Source organism: Shewanella sp. UCD-FRSSP16_17 (assembly GCF_001675935.1).
Taxonomy (GTDB): domain Bacteria; phylum Pseudomonadota; class Gammaproteobacteria; order Enterobacterales; family Shewanellaceae; genus Shewanella; species Shewanella japonica.
On the sequence record NZ_LZFV01000035.1, the window covers coordinates 657,865 to 679,609 of the forward strand.

At 40.3% G+C, this 21,745-nt stretch carries 18 protein-coding genes; 10 read left to right on the forward strand and 8 right to left on the reverse strand.

All coding sequences use genetic code 11. From position 1 onward, the window contains the following. Positions 1-94: 94 nt before the first annotated feature. From A9267_RS16525 to A9267_RS16535, 3 genes are all read left to right on the forward strand, one after another. On the forward strand, positions 95-625 hold the full coding sequence (locus A9267_RS16525) for an NUDIX hydrolase (RefSeq protein WP_065110069.1): 531 nt from the start codon (positions 95-97) through the stop codon (positions 623-625). A gap of 203 nt (positions 626-828) precedes the next feature. After that, positions 829-1,326, forward strand: a complete 498-nt coding sequence (locus A9267_RS16530) for a type II secretion system protein (RefSeq protein WP_065109963.1) — start codon at positions 829-831, stop codon at positions 1,324-1,326. 304 nt (positions 1,327-1,630) lie between these two features. Then, positions 1,631-2,827 carry an alginate export family protein gene (locus A9267_RS16535; RefSeq protein WP_065109964.1) on the forward strand — a complete coding sequence of 399 codons (1,197 nt, stop codon included), beginning with the start codon at positions 1,631-1,633 and terminating at the stop codon, positions 2,825-2,827. Positions 2,828-2,932: 105 nt separating this feature from the next. Here the strand turns inward: A9267_RS16535 and pdxY are convergent, their stop codons facing one another. From pdxY to A9267_RS16555, 4 genes are all read right to left on the reverse strand, one after another. Beyond that, complete coding sequence (gene pdxY / locus A9267_RS16540) at positions 2,933-3,787, reverse strand: pyridoxal kinase PdxY (protein ID WP_065109965.1); 855 nt, start codon at positions 3,785-3,787, stop codon at positions 2,933-2,935. Between the two features lie 347 nt (positions 3,788-4,134). Then, the gene (locus A9267_RS16545; RefSeq protein ID WP_065109966.1) at positions 4,135-5,751 is read right to left on the reverse strand and encodes a bifunctional aspartate transaminase/aspartate 4-decarboxylase; all 1,617 of its coding nucleotides are present in this window, start codon (positions 5,749-5,751) and stop codon (positions 4,135-4,137) included. Between the two features lie 105 nt (positions 5,752-5,856). After that, positions 5,857-7,560, reverse strand: coding sequence for an aspartate-alanine antiporter (gene aspT / locus A9267_RS16550; RefSeq protein ID WP_065109967.1), 1,704 nt, complete (start codon positions 7,558-7,560; stop codon positions 5,857-5,859). 421 nt (positions 7,561-7,981) lie between these two features. Beyond that, a complete protein-coding gene (locus tag A9267_RS16555) occupies positions 7,982-8,869 on the reverse strand; it encodes a LysR family transcriptional regulator (RefSeq protein ID WP_065109968.1) in 888 nt (295 codons plus the stop codon). Positions 8,870-9,275: 406 nt separating this feature from the next. Here A9267_RS16555 and A9267_RS16560 point away from each other — a divergent pair, with 406 nt between their 5' ends. From A9267_RS16560 to A9267_RS16580, 5 genes are all read left to right on the forward strand, one after another. Further along, positions 9,276-9,479 carry a DUF1656 domain-containing protein gene (locus A9267_RS16560; protein ID WP_055024777.1) on the forward strand — a complete coding sequence of 68 codons (204 nt, stop codon included), beginning with the start codon at positions 9,276-9,278 and terminating at the stop codon, positions 9,477-9,479. Between the two features lie 24 nt (positions 9,480-9,503). Next, positions 9,504-10,367 carry an efflux RND transporter periplasmic adaptor subunit gene (locus tag A9267_RS16565; protein ID WP_065109969.1) on the forward strand — a complete coding sequence of 288 codons (864 nt, stop codon included), beginning with the start codon at positions 9,504-9,506 and terminating at the stop codon, positions 10,365-10,367. 82 nt (positions 10,368-10,449) lie between these two features. Beyond that, positions 10,450-11,952, forward strand: a complete 1,503-nt coding sequence (locus tag A9267_RS16570) for an FUSC family protein (RefSeq protein ID WP_065109970.1) — start codon at positions 10,450-10,452, stop codon at positions 11,950-11,952. 624 nt (positions 11,953-12,576) lie between these two features. After that, positions 12,577-13,527: a hypothetical protein gene (locus A9267_RS16575; protein WP_065109971.1), complete on the forward strand. Its 951-nt coding sequence runs from the start codon at positions 12,577-12,579 to the stop codon at positions 13,525-13,527. A gap of 226 nt (positions 13,528-13,753) precedes the next feature. Next, positions 13,754-14,287: a hypothetical protein gene (locus A9267_RS16580; protein ID WP_065109972.1), complete on the forward strand. Its 534-nt coding sequence runs from the start codon at positions 13,754-13,756 to the stop codon at positions 14,285-14,287. A 14-nt stretch (positions 14,288-14,301) separates the two neighbouring features. Here A9267_RS16580 and A9267_RS16585 read toward each other — a convergent pair whose 3' ends face one another. Continuing rightward, positions 14,302-15,249, reverse strand: coding sequence for a LysR family transcriptional regulator (locus A9267_RS16585; protein WP_065109973.1), 948 nt, complete (start codon positions 15,247-15,249; stop codon positions 14,302-14,304). A 174-nt stretch (positions 15,250-15,423) separates the two neighbouring features. On the opposite strand from A9267_RS16585, the gene A9267_RS16590 reads away from it, so the two are divergent. Both A9267_RS16590 and A9267_RS16595 read left to right on the forward strand, forming a co-directional pair. Then, a complete protein-coding gene (locus tag A9267_RS16590) occupies positions 15,424-15,639 on the forward strand; it encodes a hypothetical protein (protein WP_065109974.1) in 216 nt (71 codons plus the stop codon). After that, positions 15,633-16,595 carry a sodium-dependent bicarbonate transport family permease gene (locus tag A9267_RS16595; RefSeq protein WP_065109975.1) on the forward strand — a complete coding sequence of 321 codons (963 nt, stop codon included), beginning with the start codon at positions 15,633-15,635 and terminating at the stop codon, positions 16,593-16,595. The genes A9267_RS16590 and A9267_RS16595 overlap by 7 nt, the downstream gene beginning before the upstream one ends. A gap of 32 nt (positions 16,596-16,627) precedes the next feature. Here the strand turns inward: A9267_RS16595 and A9267_RS16600 are convergent, their stop codons facing one another. The 3 genes from A9267_RS16600 to A9267_RS16610 are packed head-to-tail and all read right to left on the reverse strand — an operon-like array spanning position 16,628 to position 21,283. Further along, positions 16,628-18,697, reverse strand: coding sequence for a putative bifunctional diguanylate cyclase/phosphodiesterase (locus A9267_RS16600; RefSeq protein WP_065109976.1), 2,070 nt, complete (start codon positions 18,695-18,697; stop codon positions 16,628-16,630). Positions 18,698-18,701: 4 nt separating this feature from the next. Further along, positions 18,702-19,241 carry a YfiR family protein gene (locus A9267_RS16605; protein ID WP_065109977.1) on the reverse strand — a complete coding sequence of 180 codons (540 nt, stop codon included), beginning with the start codon at positions 19,239-19,241 and terminating at the stop codon, positions 18,702-18,704. An 8-nt stretch (positions 19,242-19,249) separates the two neighbouring features. Then, a complete protein-coding gene (locus tag A9267_RS16610; protein ID WP_065109978.1) occupies positions 19,250-21,283 on the reverse strand; it encodes a TonB-dependent receptor plug domain-containing protein in 2,034 nt (677 codons plus the stop codon). Between the last annotated feature and the right edge of the window lie 462 nt (positions 21,284-21,745).

The window sequence follows — 21,745 nt, forward strand, 5'->3', positions numbered from 1 at the left end:
CGCATAGATTGAAAGAGCAGCAAAAACTATCAGTGGATCACAAAATTGACGTATGATGCGTCTTTTCAGCTATCGTGATTCTCGTTACTTGCTTATGCGCCATTTAAAAACCACTCATCATCCAGATACCCCCATTGAATTTGTGAACGATACAAATAACGTCATGCTAACTCGACGAGCGGCTAGAGCGATTGTGCTACAAGGTCAGAAAATACTGATGTTGTATACCGCCCGCTATCATGATTACTCATTGCCAGGCGGTGGTGTTGATGATCACGAAGATATTGAGCAAGGCTTAGTCCGTGAGTTGAGTGAGGAAACGGGCGCGCGTGATATTCGAAATATTAACGAGTTTGGTTTATATGAAGAGTACCGCCCTTGGGCTAGGAATGGGGCAAACCTCATGCATATGCTGTCTTATTGTTATACCTGCGAAATAGATCAAGAGTTAGGTGATACCCAATTTGAGCAGCATGAAATTAATAATGGCATGAAGCCTGTCTGGATGGACATTGAACAAGCCATTCAACATAACCTTGATACGATGGCCAATAGTGACAAGAAAGGCTTATCCATTGAGCGTGAGACCTTTTTGCTGAAGTTAATTCAACAAGAGCTACTGTAATACGCTGGATGTTTGATGGCTTAAAAGTACGACTTGTGTAACAAAAGCGTAATTCTACCAACAATTTAAAACCTTTTTGTTACGTATGTAGTGGTTGAGTGTACGGACTTCATATATGCTGCGGCTATTATTAATCTTATTGATTTTGATAGCGGTTGGCTTGTTTTAAACCTATTGAAATATCATGTTATTTGAGAAGTATTATGAGAAGCAGTTATTCACAACGTGGCTTTACGTTAATAGAACTTGTGGTCGTCATTATTATTTTAGGTGTGTTAGCTGTTGTGGCTGCACCTAAGTTTTTAAATCTGAAAACAGACGCAGTGACTGCCAACTTACAAAGCTTACAAGCGAGTTTACAATCGGCGAATTCACTGGTTTATTCAAAAGCGGCTATCGACTCGCAAACAAGTCTGGAGTCAGGTGAAGTTGAGGTTAACGGCGTAAAAATCGCAACGACAGTGGGCTACATTACTGCATCTAAAGTGAATATTCCTAAAGCTGTAGAAGGGGACTTTGCTGAGTTAGCCAGTCCAGCGGAAGCATTTACTCAAGATTGGGGGATCTATGATGTACCCAACTCTGGTGTGTACATTTTCCCACAAGGATACGATATCAGCAGCAATTGTAACTTACGCTATAGCGTGACAGCGAACGTTGCAGAGCCAGCGTTTTATGATTTAACCGTTACGGGTTGTTAATTTCATCGAAAATGATAAAGCCTGAAATTTTTATTTCAGGCTTTTTTTTGGGTGTTTATATTCGGATTACATATTTTGTTAGCATAAAACTAAAATCGATATTGGTTATTTAGCAAATTATATATGAGGTATTACTAAAAATACCTATTTCGAGGTATGCTAAATTAGTATTAGTTAATGATCTTGCTCACAATTATTGATACGCAATTGTAGTCTTTTTGTAACATTGTTTTAGATCAATATTTATAGTTTATTTCACCTATATAACATCACTCGAGATGATGAAATATAAGGATTACAATAAATGAAATTAACTACCCTCACATTAGCTGTTCTTGCCGGATTAGCGACATCTGCAGCTTACGCTGAATCAGAAAGCGTCGATCCATTAAAAAAAGCGTTTATCGATGACTCTTCAGTGAATGTGCAGTTTAGACTTCGCTATGAAGATGTCGATGTGGCGAATGTTGACCAGCAAAATCAAACCACATTACGTACTCGTTTAACTTATCAAACCGGTGATATTTATAATCTATTTGCTTTAGCAGAAGTTGATGATGTGCGCTCAACAGACAACGAACCTTTGATTGGTGATTACAAATATACTCAAATTAACCAAGGGTTTATTGGTTATAAAGGTCCAGCAGAAACCTTAGCTAAATTAGGCCGCCAACGTATTTTATTAGATAACCAACGTTTTGTTGGTGGGGTTGGCTTCCGTCAAAATGAACAAACTTACGATGCGGTATCTGTTAAAAATACGGCGATTGAAAACCTCACTGCCTATTATGCGTATGTGGCCAATGTGAACCGTATTTTCCCTGAAGGCTCAGGTAAAGAAGAACACGAGAACGAAACCAGCTTAATCAATATTAATTACAAAGGACTCGATTTTGTTAATTTAAGTGGTTACGGCTATTTGATTGATAATACAGATGTTGCTGCATTCTCAACTGATACCTTTGGTGTTCGTGCAACGGGTAATATTAAGTTAGATGCACTGAAAGTGAGCTATGAAGCTGAATATGCTCAGCAGTCTGAAGGCGGTGATAACCCAGTCAGTTACAGTGCAGATTATTACAAATTAGGTGCCGGTATTGATTTTGATGCTTTTGGCGCAAAAATTGGCTACGAAGTACTTGGCTCTGACAGCGGCAAAGCTGGCTTTATTACACCATTAGCAACATTACATGCCTTTAACGGTTGGACTGATAAGTTTTTATTTGGCGGTAAAGGTAACTGGGATAATGGTTTGGTTGATACCCATGTGATTGTAACGGGTAAAATTGCCGGCCTTAAACTTTTAGCTAAATACCACCAGTTTGAGTCTGATTATGGTGATATCGATATGGGGACAGAGTGGGGCGTTGCTGCTACATACCCATTTGCGAAGCATTATAGCCTAGGCGTTAAATATGCAAGCTTCAGTGGTGCTGACGAAGGTTATGATTTCTCAAATGATACCGATAAATTATGGCTGACATTCCAAGCTAACTACTAAGTTGTAAACATCTAACCAACGGCAGTTTAGGTGAACTGTCGTTGTTGACGCTCCCCCACCTAGTTTGCAGGAATCGATTAGATTCCTGCTTTTTTATGCCATTATTTATACCGCTTTAGCGCGAAACTTCTCGCTCGGATTAACTAATTCATTTTGCGCAGCAATGGTTTGCAGTTCCCATTCTTGTCTTTGGTGAGTCTCTTTTAATACGCCGTAACAGGCATTAGTTGCATGCTCAAATGCATCGACTTCGCTCATGCCATTTAATAATCCACCAGTGAATAAAGCGGAGATTAAGTCACCGACACCAACTGGTTGTTTATCAAATTCAAGTTGTGGACGCTGGGTAATATAACAACCTGATTCAGTGGCGAGCATCATGGTAAAAGTGTCATCAGCAACACAGTGCAGGTGTTTTACCAACACCATTTTAGGCCCCATCGATAACGCTTTTTGACAAGCGGCTTTGGCTTGCTCAAGGTTGTTGATTTCCATTTTGGTAAACTGAGTTAACTCAAATTGATTCGGCACAATCACATCTGCAATCGGCATCACTTCATTTATCAATTGTTCGGTAATACCATCTGCGAGAATGCAGCCCTTTTCAGGATCGCCCATCACAGGATCGCACACATAAAGTGCAGCTGGATTTTGCTGTTTGACTGTATTGACCGTGTTAATAATAGCTTGGCATTGTTCTGCGCTACCTTGGTAGCCTGATAATACCGCCTGACAGTCTGCTATTTTGCCGATATTGTCGATACCAGTGACTAGCTGATTGATATCATCTGCTGAAAAAGCGCGGCCTTTCCATCCTTGTGAGTACTGGGTGTGATTCGAAAATTGTACGGTATGAATAGGCCAGACTTCCATTCCCATGCGTTGCAGTGGAAATACTGCAGAGCTATTGCCAGCATGGCCAAATACCACATGAGATTGAATTGAAATAATGCCTTTCATTTATGACCTACTTTTATTGAGTTGTTTGATGCAGTTATCGCTTGAATTGAGCTTAATACACAGTCTGATGTGCAGACTGAGCTAGTTACTTTTTACGTGTTATAAGTATTAGCTTTTAAGATGCTAATTCATGGTTAGCTTATAGTCGCTTAGTATGGATATATCAATATTAGTATGGATATATCAATAATAGACATAGTAGTCTGTGATCTTGAAGTGTTTAAGCTACACATAAACCACAACTTAAGCGCTGAGCGCATGGCAAACCTGCTTGAATAAACGTAATAAAACGCCAATCTTATGATTGGCGTTTATCGTCATGCTAATAGATTAACTTATTAAATCAATTAAGCTTGAGCGGCTTGGTATTCAGCAAAGTAGTCATCTAATACTGAGCGAGTTTCACGGCCAATTAACTCATATTCGTAATGAGTTAAGTTAGCTAGAGAAACACGTACAGACGGATGAACAACATCAAAGCCTTTACCTGGTAATAAGATAACCCCAGTTTTATGGGCTAAACGGAATAGGAAGTCTTTACCTTTACCGTGCTCTTTAAACCAGGTGACAAACGCGTCACCATAAAGCTTGCCACCTAAAGTATCTAGCTCAAGTAAGGTGTAGTAATCAACACGGTCTTCGTTGTCTTCAACTTCAACACCCATGTTTTTATAGAGTGTGATGTAACGTTCACGAATAATACGTTTACAAGCCGCTTTGTAGTTATCTTCTAAATCCATTAAACAGTTTAGAGAGAATAACGCCATTTGCACTTGCTGTGGTAATGCTAAACCGGCAGTGTGGTTTAGTGCTACCGCGCGGCTATCTGCAACGATACGATCGATGAATTTGATGCTACGTGGATCTGGCGTGATTGTTTTGTAACGGTTATCCAACTCTAGTTGATGTGCTTCAGGTAAGGCGCGCATAGCATCATCAAAGACATTGCTGTGGTGAATACCAATAGTGCCTAAGCGCCAACCGGTCGCACCAAAGTATTTTGAGAATGAGTAAACACATAAAGTGTTGTATGGCAGTTTGGCAAACAAAGACACAAAGTTATCAGCAAAAGTGCTATATACGTCATCAGTAATGATGAATAAGTCGCTACGTTGGGTGTTTACAAAGTCAGTTAAACGGTTAAGTGTATCGTTTGAAAACTTAACAGATGCTGGGTTAGCTGGGTTAACAACACATAATAGCTTGATGTCAGTATCCGCTAATTTTTCAATTTCTGACTGTGGTAACTGCCAAGTGGTTTCGTCTAGACGGATCTCAACAATTTCAAGGTCGTACTCAGCTAGCTCTGGGATCTCTAAGTAAGGCGTAAAGATAGGCGTGATTAACGCGATTTTATCGCCTTTCTTAAGTAAGCCATTGTTAGCCATTGTCGCAAAAGTATAAGTCATTGATGCTGTGCCACCTTCGGTAGCAAACAGGTCAAAGTTAGTGGTCATTGGCATATCGCCATACATTTCTTCACCGATGTACTGTTTTACGACTTTCTCGATGTTGGTTAGCATGCGTGAAGGGACAGGGTAGTTACAGGCTAAAAATGCGTTTACAAATTCGTGTAAGAAAGACTGCTTTTCAATGCCTAAACGATCTTTTGCGTAGCTGATGGCTTTTTGTAAAAACTCAACGCCTTCTTTGCCTTGATTCGCTTTCGCAAACGTATCGAAACGTTCAACAACGCCTTCGCCATCAGGGATACCACCAAAGCCTTCATTTAAGTAAGAATAGCTGCGCTCTGATTCTTCTAATGCAAAGTCACCTAAGCGTAAAAATGCTTTACGTGGCAGGGTTGCTAGGAAGTTTGGGTTACCACGACCTGCATCTAATAAGGTGCGATCAGGTACTGTTTGTGCCACTTCAATTAACTTATCTTTTAGTTCAAATGGGCTTAAGTTAGCGAATTGGGTGAAGTCGATAGCCATTGCTGTATCAGTGTGTTGGTTATTCATAATGTTTACCTGTTTATATTTAATAAAATTAATCTGTTGGCGAGTAAGTTGAGTTGAACTCACTCGCCGAATTCATGCTATTGAGTAGGAATTAATGAGTAGAAACTATTGAGTTGAAATGATGCCGACAATGATTGGGCCCCAAAGGGTGAGCAATACATTGGCAATGGCATAGGTCACGGTGAAAGCAAAAACCGGTGTTGCGTTACCTGCTTTTTCAAGTAAGGCTGCGAATGCTGGGTTTGCGCTTCTGCCACCAGATACACAAGCTAATGCTTCAATTGGGTTCTTAATTTTCAATACGTAGTAAGAAATAAAGAATGAAATGATTTGCGGAATAATGGTTACCGCCATACCCAAGAACAATAAAGTTAATCCATGTTCTTTAATGGTATTAATGGCTTCTGGCCCCGCTTGTAGGCCGACAATACCGACAAAGACTGCTAAACCAAAATCACGTAAGAAGTTAGACGCACCTAAAGGCAGAGAGCCTATTGCTGGTTTACGACTACGTAACCAACCCACGAATAAACCTGAGATTAAACAACCTGCACCAGAACCGATAGTGACCGGAATGCCAGCAATTTCGAAGCTGATTAGGCCAATTAACAGACCTGCAACCATACCTAGACCAAAGAAAATAAAGTCTGTAGTAAAGGCTGAACCCAAACGTTTACCGATAGATTTTTCAACACGGTTAATGTCTTTTGCGTTACCAGTTAGTTGGATGATGTCGTCTTTCGCTACGACGAAATCAGCACTGATAACTTGTGAATGACCACCACGGATAATATCGGTGATATACACACCACGGTATGTATCGATATTGGCTTGTGCTTTTATTTGCGCAATTGTTTTACCGACCAATTTGGCATCTTTAGCAATCAGTTGACGATTTTCTTCGATTAACACTGTGCCTGTCGGAATAGCGACTTCACTAGTGGCTGCACCCATATGACCCGCAATCGCTTCACGGCGACCCGTAACAATCACTATGTCACCGGCCTTGATTGAAACCGCTTTGTCGAGCTCTATGTCGCTGCCATCTCGAGCAATCATTTCGATAGCAATAGCAAGCATGTCTTTATTGATTTGCTGAATCGTTCTGCCAATAAATGGATTATTCTCATCAACTTTATAAGCACGTGAAACTAAATCAGTGATGGCGTTAAACTCACCAGGTGCCAGTTCAGGTTTACCCCCTGACATTGATTCAGCTAGTTTGATTGCTTCACCACGGATATCCCATTTCATAAAGGTAGGAATTAACCATGACACCATCAAAATTGGACCTAAAGAACCAAAAATGTAGGTAACGGCATAACCGACAGCCACATTGGTCTGCATCATTTGTTTGGCTTCTTCAGTGACATTACCTAACTGAGATATTGCATCACCAGCGGTACCAATGATGGCTGATTGAGTGAGACCACCTGCAGCAAGACCTGCGGCGGTGCCACTATCAAGATCAAACATCATTGCTGCAGCAAGTACACACAATAAGCCTGTTACAGTCATGACAACTGCTGATAGGAGGATATTAATGGTTCTAAAGTTGAGCGCACTGAAAAATTGTGGCCCGCCTTGATAACCGACGGCGTAGATAAATAACGCGAAAAAGATGGTTTTTACACCAGGATCTATTTGAACTCCGAATTGGCCAATTAGTACACCCATGATCAAGGTTCCTGCCACACCACCTAGCACAAAGCGGCCGATAGTGATTTTACCAATGAGGTAACCTAGAGCGAGTGTTATAAATAAAGCGATATAAGGAGATATGGCAAATAGTTGTTCGATAATGCTCATAGTATTTGCTGCCTTAAAAATTAATAGTTCTTTAGTGAATGTTCACTGATTTAGTTGAAACTCAAACCAATTCACCGAAGAACTGAACTTGTAAGTGAGGGGCGTGGTTTCGGCAGCAATGTTAGGGGGATAAATTAAACATGTTTAATCTTATATGAAGGATCAAACCCTCTATAAATTATTGGTAAATTTGATGAACAACTGGAAGTGATTTTTAAGCTAATGATTATAAGAGATAAAGTCTCTAACCTTGGTAAGGTCGCCGAAAATACATATTTAGAGTTTTTACTCAAATATATCCATTAAGAGATATAAAAAAGCTAGATAAATATTGAAGATGACAAAAAAAGAGTGGATTTAGATAAAAAAAGACTGCAGCTTATCCGAAAATAAGCTGGTGCTAGAAATGGTGCTAAAAAGCTTAACCTTGGTAATTGGCGAATACCTTAACGATATTCTTTTTAATCGGTGCTACTTGTTTTGAGTGTGGGGACCACATTGCAATCGGGACGTTCAAATGGTCTTGTATTTCATCGCATTCAAAGGTCACGAGGTTCTCTTTAAAAAGTTGAGAGTTGATGACTGAACTCGGTAACACTGCCCAGCCAATATTCTGCTGCACAAATTTTATTACCAATGCCATTTGATCTATAGCTTCATAATCGGCTGATAAAACCACTTTTTCTTCCATGTCGTCATCAATCATCGACTTGAGCACGAGCTGTCGTGATGATTTCATCACGGATAAGGCTTTACTCTTTGGGGTTGTTGCTAGTGGGTGTTCTTTACCAGCATAGAGAAGAAACTGTAAATTTTTTAAAAACGTAAAGTCGATGCTATTGACGATTTTACTGCTATAAACGTTGACTATCGCAACATGGATAGTCCCATTTTCAATGCCTTTCTTAATTTCCGGTTTGGTTCGCACAATAAAGTGAACTTTCATACTTGGAAATTCGATATCAAGACTTTTACGTATTTCAGCTAATATCCCTTGGGGTAAAAAACTGCAATACGCAATAGTGATAGATTCAAGCCCACCATAAGATAAACTCAAGGCGACTTTATCAAAGGTCAGTGCTTGTTGTACCGTGGTTTTAGCGTATTGATAAAGTAACTCACCATCTTCAGTGGCTTCAACACTTCTACCAATTCGATGAAATAACTCTACAGCAACCTGATCTTCAAGGTTAGTGATAACTTGACCGACAGTGGTGCGATGTTTTTCAAGTTTGGCAGCTGCTTTGCTAAAGGAGCGCTGCTCATATACTGCAACGAAAGCGCGTAACTGCTCTAAGCTAAAATTCATTGGTTATTGGCTCCTTTATCAATTAAGTACACAAGTTGATGCTGTGCTATTTTTTACGAGATTAAACACAAAGTTAATTAAGTTTTTACTCATCGTTTTAGTGTAATCAAGCTTGAGACTAAATGATACTGTTTGGCTATCACTATGCCGTGAACGGACTATTCTTTATCGGTTTGTGAACTGGGTGAGTGCGGTGTTAGGCAGCTTGTTTAAAGACTGGTTACATCAGGTTACGCATCCCTCACTAATAAGCGGCAGAAAGTCATCGTTTAGCTTGAAGGGTCAAGTCCTCCCAAAGCGATTTCGGCAATGTCCCATACTCTCATAAAATAATGCCATTAATGAGTGAAATGACATTGTGTCCTCTGTTTTTGCTCTTTCGTATATAACCTTATTGGTGACTCAGATGCCTCATGAATTTGCTATTGGAGAAGTGTATTTTCCGCCCCTGCTCATTACTGTGATGTTGGCTTATTTTATAACCGTCGCGTTGGTGTTTATTGCAAACAAACTCGGTTGGCAAAGAGTGATCGTTATGCCTGCTTTAGTCGAGCTTTGTCTGGTGGCGATTATCACCGTGTTATTAAGCAGATTTATTGCATTTACCTAATTCATCAGATTTTTGGAGTTTGTTATGTTTCGTATAATTACTACGCTGGTGATGGTTGCGATTGCTGCCGTTGCAGTGTTAAGCCAATACCAAGATTATAGCGCTAATCCGTGGACTCGAGATGGTCAGGTAAGAGCGCATATTATTCAGATAACCCCAAGAGTGACGGGACCTGTGACTCAGGTGTTAGTGGAAGACAATAGTCAAGTAAAGCAAGGACAGCTGTTATTTGAAATTGACCCAAGTTTGTATCAAGCAGAATTGAGTAACGCAAAAGCCAAGCAGCTTCAGGCTAAAGCGTTATTAGATAAAGCTAACAATGAAAATCACCGTGCAATGGCGCTTGAAAGCCGTAAACATGGCACGGTATCTGAACTTGATTTAAACAACTTTCAAAATGCTGTGCAAACCGCACAGGCTAATTTGGCCGCTGCAGATGCTGTTGTAGAGCAAGCTGAACTCAATATGGCCTATACCCATGTCATAGCACCTACCGATGGCTTTATTACTAATCTGAATTTAAGACAGGGGGCCCAGGTTGTGGCAAATAATCCTGTTGTAGCCTTGATTGATCAAAATAGTTTTTGGATTGAAGGCTTCTTTAAAGAAACGGACTTACAAGGCGTCAATATTGGAGACAAAGCTCAAGTCACTTTAATGATGAATCCAAATAGCCCTATTAATGCTCAAGTAGAAAGTATTGGTTACGGTATCGCCAAATCAGATGGCAGCACGGGCAATACATTATTACCAAACGTGAACCCTAACTTTCAGTGGATCCGTCTCGCACAGCGCATTCCTGTCAAATTGCATCTAGAGCAAGTGCCTGAGAATGTGCAACTGCGAGTGGGTACAACGGCATCTGTACAAATATACACCGGCGTTTAATTTCAGGTTAACCGAACCGTTTATATCGGTGAGTTGAGCTGCATGAGTTGGTTGTGATACTCACTGAAATTGGGGATAAAAAATGTTAAGTCGCGCAATGAAAGAAGCGATTAAGGTTTCGTTAGCCTTTACCAGCGCAATTGTACTGGCAATATTTTTTGGCTGGGATAAACCCTACTGGGCAGCAGTCACAGTCGTGACCTTAGCTTCAAATGAATCATTTAGCCATTCCATTCATGCGGCTCACAATCGTATTATGGGGACGTTTGTTGGTGCAAGCTTGGCAATTGGCATGGTTGCTTTTTTTGCTCAAGATCGATTTCTGTTTATTGGCAGTTTTATACTTCTGGGTGGCTTATTTACTGCCATGTCTTATGATCGTAAGAATGGTTACTTTTTCAGAATCGCATTTGTTGTCTGTGCATTAATTAGCTTTATGGGCAGTTTTGATGATGCAATATCAGTCAAGATAATCTTTTTAAGGCTGCAAGAAACCATATTAGGGGTTGTTGTATTTTCATTGGTATATCAATTTTTATGGCCAATGAATTCAGAGGTAGAGTTTTACGAGCAGCAAAAAAGCACATCAAAAGGGCTACATGACTTGCTGGTGGAGTTGACCGAATGTGTTAGTGGTAAAAGAGCCTACACCCAAGAGACAATAGCTGACTATCAAGCAAGATTATTGGCAATGTCGAATAATATTAAGTCTCACAGTTTAATTTTAGATTTACCTGCTGCAGGTAGTTATCAGCTGTCACAACAGCGTAAGCACTGGAGAAAACTGACTCTTGCTAGCGATGAAGCCATTATTAAATTACAAGCTTGGTTAGATAAAGCGGCGCCATTAGTGAATAACACAAAGTACCCATCTGACTCTGAACATCAACAGGGTCGCACTTTACTTAGTGAACTTGCGAATGAAGCATTAATTATTGAGCTTAATGAGGAACTGGCTGAGATTAATAACACGGTTAACTTAATTCAAGAGGCAAGGCATGCGTTACACAATTCAGCAGGCCAAGTTAATAAATCTTTTGGTGCAGTAGAAAAGATTAACATTACGAGTCATTGGCAACATGTTATTAAGCAATGGAATAATCCAATACCATTATCAACACGGCTTAAAGACTCGGCGATTGTGATGGTGTCGCTAATGGCCAGTTTTGCTTTATGGATATATGTGCCGTTGCCAAATGGTTATATGTTCCCAATGTTGGCGGCAGTATTTGCTATGAACCTTATTGCGATGCCAAAGATCATCGTGGATCAAGCCTTGGTTGGGATGTGCGTAACAGGCACGTTAGTGCTACTACAATATACGTTCATCATGCCAGCATTGACTGAAATCTGGCAGTTAGCGGCATTCTATTTTATAAATTTACTGATTATTTGGCGGGTATGCTCAACACCAGAACTCGCTGTTCAAAAAGTGGTTGGTGGGAATTTATTAGTTGTATTAACCATGAGCGCACTGTATCTCACGCCGAGCTTTGATATTACCGCCTCACTTAATATGTTCGTGCAGGTATTTTTAGCTGTAGGAGTTACTCGCTTTTTTATTGCTTTGTGCAAAGAGGGCTAAACAATTTGATGAGTCTAGGGCCTGTTGATCTTTCAAGGTTGTTTTTGCAGCGAATTGTTGGCCATTTATACAAGGCAGAGACTTTGTAGTGTAGTTATTCTACATAAAAAGTCGAAAACGCAGTAAAAATGGCCAACAAACGCGGCCCAAAGGGGTCGACTAAAAGCGTTTTACTCTTTGTTGGATGCATCTTTTTAAAAAAGAAGTGCTTAGATGACTAGGCATCAATCCATCCGCCTCAATTAAAACGCTTTTATTTCGAACAAAACTTAATCTGCAAAGATTAACAGGCCCTAGTGACTTAATAATCGCTAGGCTTATTTTGTCATTGGGCTAGAAAAAGCCATATTTAGAAAAGCCATAAAAGCTGACTTCTAAATGTTAACTTCAATTAATTTTTGCGCCTTTAAGCTTAATAAGATGTGGTTATTTATTGAGCTTAACTTTGCAAGGCTTAACAAAAAATCGTTTTACCTACGCTGCTTTTTTACACAGTTTACCCTCGGTTAACATTAAAGGTAATAACGCTTTAATTCTCAAACTACTCTTGTAGCATGCCAACAAATTATATTGTTCCTTCGTTTTTTTCGTAAAGATGATGTGTGCTGAGTTGGGAATAACACCATGCTTATTGAGCATCAAACTGTTCGTTTACAAGTTGATAATGTACTAGTGCAGTATCATATTTTTGATACGAATGAACCCGTGATGGTGACTTTCCCACCTAACTGCCAAGCTTTAACACAAGATCAAGTTGATGTCGATAAGCAGGCTTGGAGCTTTCAATTTTTTAGCAAGCGGAAAATGAATATTATCGCCTTTAATCATATTGGTGGGGACGATCATTATTTTGATTCTTTTATTTTCGCGCAATTTCTTCAAAAATTGTCACTCGCGTTGCAGCAATTCCCGAAAAGAATAGGCTATGGCGTGAGTAAAGGTGGTTTTGCTACCGCCTTTCATGCCGACACGTTAAAGTTGGATAAAGCGTTATTGTTAATGCCGGTGAGTACCTATTGGCAGCCTGCAGCGCCTTGGGATCCTAAACTCGAAAAGCATTTTCAACTGCAAAAAGGCAATATGTCCCATCTCAATGCGAGTGAGTGCAAAACGCCTTTGACCATCATTTATGACCCTTTATACAAACCTGATGCTAATCATAAAGCCAGCTTCAAAAGCTGTATTGCCAGTTATCGATTACCTGGTGTTGGGCACCGAATAGCAAGAGCATTGGCTGATATAGGTTTATTAAAAGACATTATTCTAGCATTCAGGGAAGGTGATATTGATTCTGCTCGTTTTTACCAAGCGGCGCGCAAGAGAAGGTATTTATCTTATTACTTTCGTTCTCTTGATAAAGTGCATATCGGAACCGTTTCCAAAAAACGTTTAGCAATAATCTACTTACACAAGTTTTACCGATATAAAGAACAAAGTATTGATCTTGATAAAATCAAAGCTAGATTACAAGAAAGTGTGTGTAAACGCCTAGATTATGTATGTTGCCTTGTACACGGGAAAAAAATACTTGCCATAAGAAATGTTGCAGCCGGGTCGGCATTGGTTTTCTGTTAACGGGTGTAATTATGAAAGGATTAAGTTGAAAACGAACTAAGGTTCGTTTTTTTATGTCTGTCTTTTCTAGTATTTAAATTTATATTCTTCCTCTTTCGTTGATTCTGATTCTGTTCCTTTATTGATTATTGAGATAGTTATTGCTCATCTGGCGTAAATTGATAACTATTGCAGTGATAAATAGGTGATTATTTGTTCATCAAATACGTCGCAAAAAGGAAATAAGATGCCTATTACTTACAAAAAGTCGCTGACTACACTTGCGGGAATATTGTCGACTTTTGCGTTTGCCACCGCGATTAACTTATCAACGGTAAATCACAGTTTGGCCGCCCAATATGTATTTCCTCAGCAAAACCAAAGCACAGAACAGCAAGCGGCGGATGAAGCCAGCTGTGATACCTGGGCGACGATTCAAACAGGCTTTGAGCCAAATGCAGCACCCTCGACGACACAAGCGGCTCAAGCAGTTGAACCAACAGCTGAGCGAGGGTCGGGTATGCGTGGTGCGATAGCTGGGGCAGCAACAGGGGCGATGATTGCTGAACTAGGAGATGATGACCGCAGCAATGCCGCACAAAACGGTGCTGCAATAGGCGCAGTGGCGGCAAGAAGACAAAGCCGCCGCGCATCAATCCAACAAGCCGAACAACAGCAAGCTGCTGAGCAGCAAGCACAAGCAGCTAGTACTGTTGGAGAAGATAACTTTTATCAAGCACGAGCGGCGTGTTTAGAAGGCAAAGGTTACAGTGTCAATTAACGGCATTAACTTGATTACGTATCAATGCCGTTTCGTTGAAGCTCATCTTCAAGTAATTGTTTGCCGTTGGTTTGCACATGATTTAAGAATTGATCCGCGATTAAGGTTTGTCTTTTTGATTTAGACCAAACAAAAAACCATTTAGCATTAATGGGTAAAGCGCTGACAGGAAGACGAACCAAGCCATGTTGTCCGCCGTATGTCAGGGTATGGGCAGACAATATAGAAATACCTAGCTTTGCCATCACACAATGTTTAATTGCTTCATTACTTTCAATGGTCATCTTTACATTGGGAGTCACATCATGCTCCTTAAAGAACCCTTCAATAGCATGACGCGTGCCCGAACCTGTTTCTCGAATTAAAAAGGGGGCTTGGCATAATTGCGTTAAGCTAACGTGTGGCTGTTTTGCTAATGGATGATCTTGATGTGCAATGGCGACCAGTGGGTTTTGTAATAATTCAATACTGTTAAAGTCTGCATCGATTGGTGGGTGACTGAATACGTAAAAGTCATCAACACCTTGCTTTAAACGCTCAATGGTTTGTTCACGGTTACCCACATTTAATTGAATATMAATTTCAGGAAACTGCTCGCAAAAAGGGCCCAACAAATGCGGAATAAAATATTTGGATGTCGTGACAACGGCAATACGTAACGTCCCCGTTTTACATTCACGTAAATTGCCTAACGACATATCGAGTCTGGCAAAACTGTCTAATACTTCTACCGCTGTTTTGACCATTTCTAGGCCAACATCGGTAAAGACAAGCTTTCTATTTGATAAGCGGTAAATGGGTTCACCGACAGCATCAGCAAGCTTTTTCATTTGAATTGAGACGGTTGGCTGAGTCAGAAATAATGCTTTAGCGGCTTCGTTTATGCCACCTTTATCATGAACAGCTAACAGAATTTCTAATTGCCTGATGGTGCCAATGTGGGCGTGTAACCTTGATTGCATGTTAACGACTCTTAGATGTGAACGATTACTTTTCGATTCAATTTGCTTTGTAAGCTTACTTTAAAATCTAATATAGATAATAGTCTATTTAGCCTATAGGTAATATCAATTTTTATCTATTTGTATCTGTTGTCATAATACCGTCATAAATATCATTGAGCAGAGGTGGACATGATGGATAGGCAATGGGTGTTTTGTGTGGTGGTGGCAGTGTTAATGATGTTGCTCGGTGCTTGGGTCGCAAAAACAGACGCTGTTGGTCTAGGGTTAATGGCTGCTGGATTAGGCTTGCTTCTATTGAGTTTTTTTACTGCATATTTAGACCGAGATAAGCTAAAAACACCTGATTTAGCTCAGTCCGTTATAAAGGATAAAAACGAATTATGTTAATTAACATTGGTTTTTTTCTGTTGGGTGTTTTTGCTGTTTTGTCAGGAACCAAAATCGCTTTCCCTAAAAGTTTCTATCAAGCCTTAATGCTGTTTTTAATGATTGCCATTGGGTTAAAAGGGGGCGTGGCACTGGCTGAACACGCGTCATGGACATTATTTACTCAGTCTTTATACATATTAGCTTTTGGCTTGATACTACCGTTTATTGCCTTTGCTATTTTGTATTATATCGGTTTGTTTGAACGTCATGACGCCGCATCAATCGCTGCACATTATGGTTCGGTGAGTGTTGGCACTTATGCTGTTGCCGTGGCGTATTTAGAAAGTCAGCATATACGCTATGAAGCTTACATCCCGTTATTTGTCGTCCTACTTGAAATGCCTGCAATTGTGGTGGGCATTATGCTGGCCAAACCGAGTTTGTTTAGGCAGAAAAAATCAATAGCCCAAGAGGAAAATGATAACCACGCTAGTAAAGCCTTATTACATGAAATGTTTTTCAATCAAGGGATAGTGTTGATGGTGGGCAGTTTAGTGATTGGGTTTGTGGCTGCCGATGAGATTAAATCAATTACACCAGTATTTTTTAGTTTATTTAATGGTGTATTGGCATTGTTTTTACTGGAAATGGGCATGGTTGCAGCAAGTCGTTTAGAAGATATTAAGCGAGCTGGAAGCTTTATTTTAGCCTATAGCATGGCAATGCCGCTCATTGGTGGTGTGTTAGGTTGTGGTTTAGGAGTGTTGATGGGGCTTTCAAGTGGCGGGGCGATATTAATTGCAGTCTTGGGGGCAAGCGCGTCATATATTGCCGTACCCGCGGCGATGCGAGTCGCATTGCCACAAGCAAATCATAGTTTATCCATTAGTGCCTCTTTGGGGATTACGTTTCCGTTTAATGTGATGATTGGGATCCCTGTGTATACCGTGATGACACTGTGGTTTGTCAATTAACGTCCCCATTACTGCGATGGCAGGGAAGCTATTTAATGGGATGAAAGGTTATTGCTAGTTGAAGCGATATCTTCACAGCCTTTTACATAGAGTCGGTAAAACTCTGCTTTAGTGAGCGGTTTTGAAAACATAAACCCTTGTAGATAATCACATGACAGCTGTTTTAATAACTGTTGCTGAGCAGGTGTTTCAATGCCCTCGGCGACGACTTTAACACCTATGTTATGTGCCATTGTCGTGATTGCTCTGACTAGGGCTGCACTGCTCTCATTGGTGGTGATGTTGGTGATAAATGAACGATCAATTTTAATGATGTCGATATCGAGTTCTTGTAAATAGGCTAACGACGAATAACCTATGCCAAAATCGTCAATAGCGACTTTGATGCCGTTGTTATTGAGCAGTTTTAATTGCTGCTTTATTGATGAGTCCGGTGTCATTAAGGTATTTTCAGTGACTTCAATGAGAAACGAGCCATGGGGAAGCTTGGACTTGTTACAGTCTAAAATCCATTGGTCAATCCATGTGCCAGAACGATCTATTTCAATAGGGGATGTATTGACACTAATTTGAATGACGTTACCACTGGTTTGATAAAACTCAATTGCATCGGCAATGACTTGCTTACGCACCCAATTGCCTATGTCGACAATTAAGCCGTTCTCTTCAGCTAGAGGAATAAAATCATCGGGTTCTATTGTGCCGAGTTCAGGGTGCTGCCAGCGGATTAAGGCTTCGACTTTTTTGACTACAGAGCCATTAATATCAAGAATAGGCTGATACATTAATAGGAATTGCTCTTCTTTTACAGCTTGCCTTAACTCCTCAGTTAATCGCCTTTTACCAAGGGCTTGTTCTTCCATGGCGAATGAGAAAAACTCATAACGATTACGGCCTTTATTTTTTGATAAATACATGGCTTGATCGGCATGCTTGACCACATCTTCTATGGTTTCCCCATCGCTTGGATAGAAGGTCAATCCGATACTGCTGGTAATATAAACCTGCTCATCTTTAATGGTGATTGGCTGCACTAAGCTGTTTTTGATGACTTCTGCAATTTCGCTAGCGCGGCGCTGATCATTGATGCCTTCAACAATTAATGTGAATTCATCGCCACCTAGGCGAGCGACAGTGTCATGGCCTCTTACACAGTTTTTCAAGCGCTTAGCGACTTGCTGTAATAGTAAGTCGCCATAGTCATGACCAAGGGTATCGTTAATCTCTTTAAAGCCATCAAGGTCAATAAAGATTAATGCGAAAATCATATTGTCAGTGTCAATTAAGGACTGAAGTTTTTCATAAAAATAACGGCGATTAGGTAGGTCTGTTAAGCCATCTTGATAAGCATATTGGTGTAACTTTTCATTGGCGCTTTCAAGTTCTTCAGTGCGACTTTTTACTTGGCTTTCTAGGCGTTTGTCCCGTTGCTCAATGGTTTCAAGCATGTCGTTAAAGTGCGAGCTTAATTTTCCGACCTCGTCATCGGATAGCTCCTTCGCGCGTAAGCTATAGTCGTTAGAGTCAGACACTCGCTCTGCAATGGTGGCTAGATGTAAAATAGGGCTTAAAAAGCGTCGACGTAAAATTAACGATATTGAAAAACTGATCCCGAGTGCGAATATCAATAAAATAATAATAAATTGACCGTAAAATTTCACTCGGGTGTTGATGTAGCTGTCATCGGCTAATATTTGAATTTGGCCATATTCTTGTCCRTCTAAGGTCAGCGCATTACTAATCTGTGTCACATTTAGCGCAGTTCTGAGTATGCTATTGGAGTCATCGGTTTCTTGGCTGACAAAAGCAATGACGTTGCCTTGGTTATCTGTCACTGTCACTGAAACAATGTCACCACGAAGCAAGATAGGGGTAATTAATTCATTGATGGCATCTTGATCATCAAATAATACCGCCGCAGTAATATTAGGAGACATCATCTTAGCTAATGTACTTAACCCATCAATTTGTTCTCGTTTTGCGGTAGTTAATTCGTAAGCACTGAACACAAAAGTGACTGTGATAATGGAGGCGAAAGACACCCCCATTAAAATCATGAGTAACTTTTTGCTGATGGTGTTCATTGAGAATAATTTAGTCATCACATCACCTTTCCAGCACACGACCAAGTCGCAGTACTTTAGAACTCATAGTGATGCCAGATTGCTGTAATTGCTGCGGGGAAACTTCAAACCTGACTTTACCGCTAGCAATGAAAAAACGAATATGTCCGCCAGCCTCAATTAACCCCTTTGATTCGCCCACAACCATTGTGTTTTCAGCAATATAGTCTTGCTGTTTTTGCCAGCTTAACCAATCAGAAAGCGACGCAGATGAAATGAAAAGTAATTGGCATTGATTCACTTGCTCTAATTCAAATTGAATATGTCGAATAGTAATCGGGCGTTTATCGACTGAGCGTTGGTTTAATACTGACTTGGCGGTTTCTGTAAATGATGCATCAGGGCTACATATGACAAATTTATCAGGACTTAATGCACTGTCATGCCATTCACCGTAACGGGCAAAATTATATAAAAAGCCGGCTTTAAGTGCGTATTCTTGCTCAGCAGCAGCTGCACTTTGGCTAGAGAATAGCAAAAATGAGAATAGTAATACATGCAGAAGCTGAGTGATTTTATGCATTAATTCATTTAAAAATTAGCTGTGACTTTGAACAGCACGCTTTCATCTATGTAGTTGGGGATTGTGTAAGTTTCTTGTCGGTTTGCATATTCAAGATGACTACCAGCAAATAAATTCTTCCCAGTGACTGAGACTCCCCAATGCTGACTTACTGCCCAATTCCAAGTTAAATCTAACAAGGTGTAGTTTTCCGTAAGGTATGCATCGCTATTTTCTACTCTGACAGTGGCAAAGATATTATGGCTGTCAAATAGGTGAACATCGGCTTTAGCAAAAATCTGTCGAGTCGTAGAGTCTCTGCCAATGGCGGGAAACGTATTTTCAGGAAGGTCGTACTCAAAGGTGTTATAGCTATAACCAAGTTCAGCGTTAAACATATCTGCAGGTACCCAAGATAAAACGATATCGCCACCTTGGGTTGTTAGGTCGGCAGTCGACACAATATCAAATTGAATTGTCGTTTGCGTTAAGGCTTGTAATGCTTGCTGTAGTTGGCCCGATTGAAATAGGGCAAGGGCTGGGTAAAACTGTTCAACATTAGGGTTGATATCAATAACGGCAACGTCTTCAGCCTCGGTATGATACAGCGAGACATCAAGGTTCCATGATTGCTGTGATAATCGATAACCTAACTCGTAGGATAACGATGTTTCAGCTTCAACGTCATCGTTACCGTTTAAATAGGTTTTAATATGGTATTCATCAATCGCTTCTATGCCTGTAGAAAAAGGTAAAACCTCACTGACTTTTTGACCATTAATCGCGTAATTGTCATTAAATTCAATTAAAGATGGAATACGAACGCTTTGAGATACTGCGCTCCATAACACTTGGTTGTCCTGTGGTTTCCATAATAACCTTGCTAATGGTTGGTATTCCCAATCAGTTAAGTCATTGTGCTCGGCTCTTGTGCCGAGAACAAGGTCAAGCTCCTCTGGAATAAGAGCAAACTGAGCTTGTATAAAGCCACCATATTGCTGCAGGTTATCGAACTCTTTGTCGCTATGCAGGAATAAACTGTCTTCAAAAGAAATGGTACTGTAGCGGTAATTTAAACCCCAATCGAGTTGTAATGCTTGATAAATAAAGTTCATCTGATAGTCGACATCAAATGATTCGAACTCTTCTTGTAGGTAGGTTTGCGAGCCAGATTGATTAAGCCAGGATACTTGCAGCATTTGATTCGCTGAGTCCGACATTCTGTTTTCAAGTCGCGCCATAACCCGTGAGTCTGTTCGCTCTAGTTTGTCAGTAAAAGTGATGTTTCGGTTAGTGTCATCAATCACACCACGATAATTTTGCCCCAATTTTGATTCAGTTATATCGCCTTGCACGAAACCTGACCAATGGTCGCTGGTTGAAAAATCCATCCTCCCACCAAACGAGTACTGCTGAGTGACATCATTAGGCTCTAGTACCAAGCCTTTTTCAGATGCGTCACCATCTTTTACATGACCATAAACCCGATAGCTGCCTATATCACTGATGTCATTACCATAACGGATATTTGCATCAATATTAACTTGGCTGCCACTGGCGGCATCAGCATATAAACCTCGTGTATCTAAACTGTTTTTGGTAATGATATTAATCACGCCATTGTTGGCGTTACTGCTCCAAAGCTGTCCACCTTGGCCACGAATGACTTCAATGCGTTCAATATCATAAAGCGGTACGTTTAACGTTTCCCAGTACACCGCGGAAAACTGTGGCGTGTAAAGGCTTTGACCATCAATCATGACTAACATTTTACTGGAGAATCTTGATGCAACTCCGCGCGCTGAAATTGCCCACTGATTGTTATCAAGTTGACGTACAACTAGGCCGGGTACCATTTTTAATGCTTCTGGAATAGAGGTTGCGCCGGAGTGGGTAATTCGTTCTTTACTGAGGACATAAATTGAGGTGGCAGTGTCAAATGCGGATTGAGATCGTTTCATTGCCGATGTCACTTGAATGTCCATCGCCATCAGTGACTCTAAATCTAAATCATCGAGGGAACCTGCGGCATAAGTCATTGGTGACAAAATCACTAGAGGCATTAAAAAAGGTAAATGTGTTCTCAATATTGCATCTCCGACAGTCTATATATGCACAAATTACTTCATGGCGCATTGTGTGCGGCTGTTACATTTTACTTTATCATGTTGAGAAAATGTTAGCAGTCTCGTATGGTGAAATTATTTCCTTTTGCGATATGGATCGGCTAAAACATTGACCAAGCTGAACGTTTGAGTATTGTTGATGCTGACACCAATGTTGATGTTACCAATAAGTGTATATCAAACATCGTCTTTTTGCGTTTTCTTGAGGCGTGAATGTAATAAAAGCCAACAAATGATTTTTGTTGGCTTTTAAGTCAGATACAACGTAGACCGCTGGACTCAATAAAATCAATAGTAAAACAATCAACCTAAGTCAGGCAGAGTAGACCGTTTGAATGGTTTAAATGAGTTTCCACTTGTTTATATGCTCAATATGTTAATGAGTCAGCTTTCAATCTG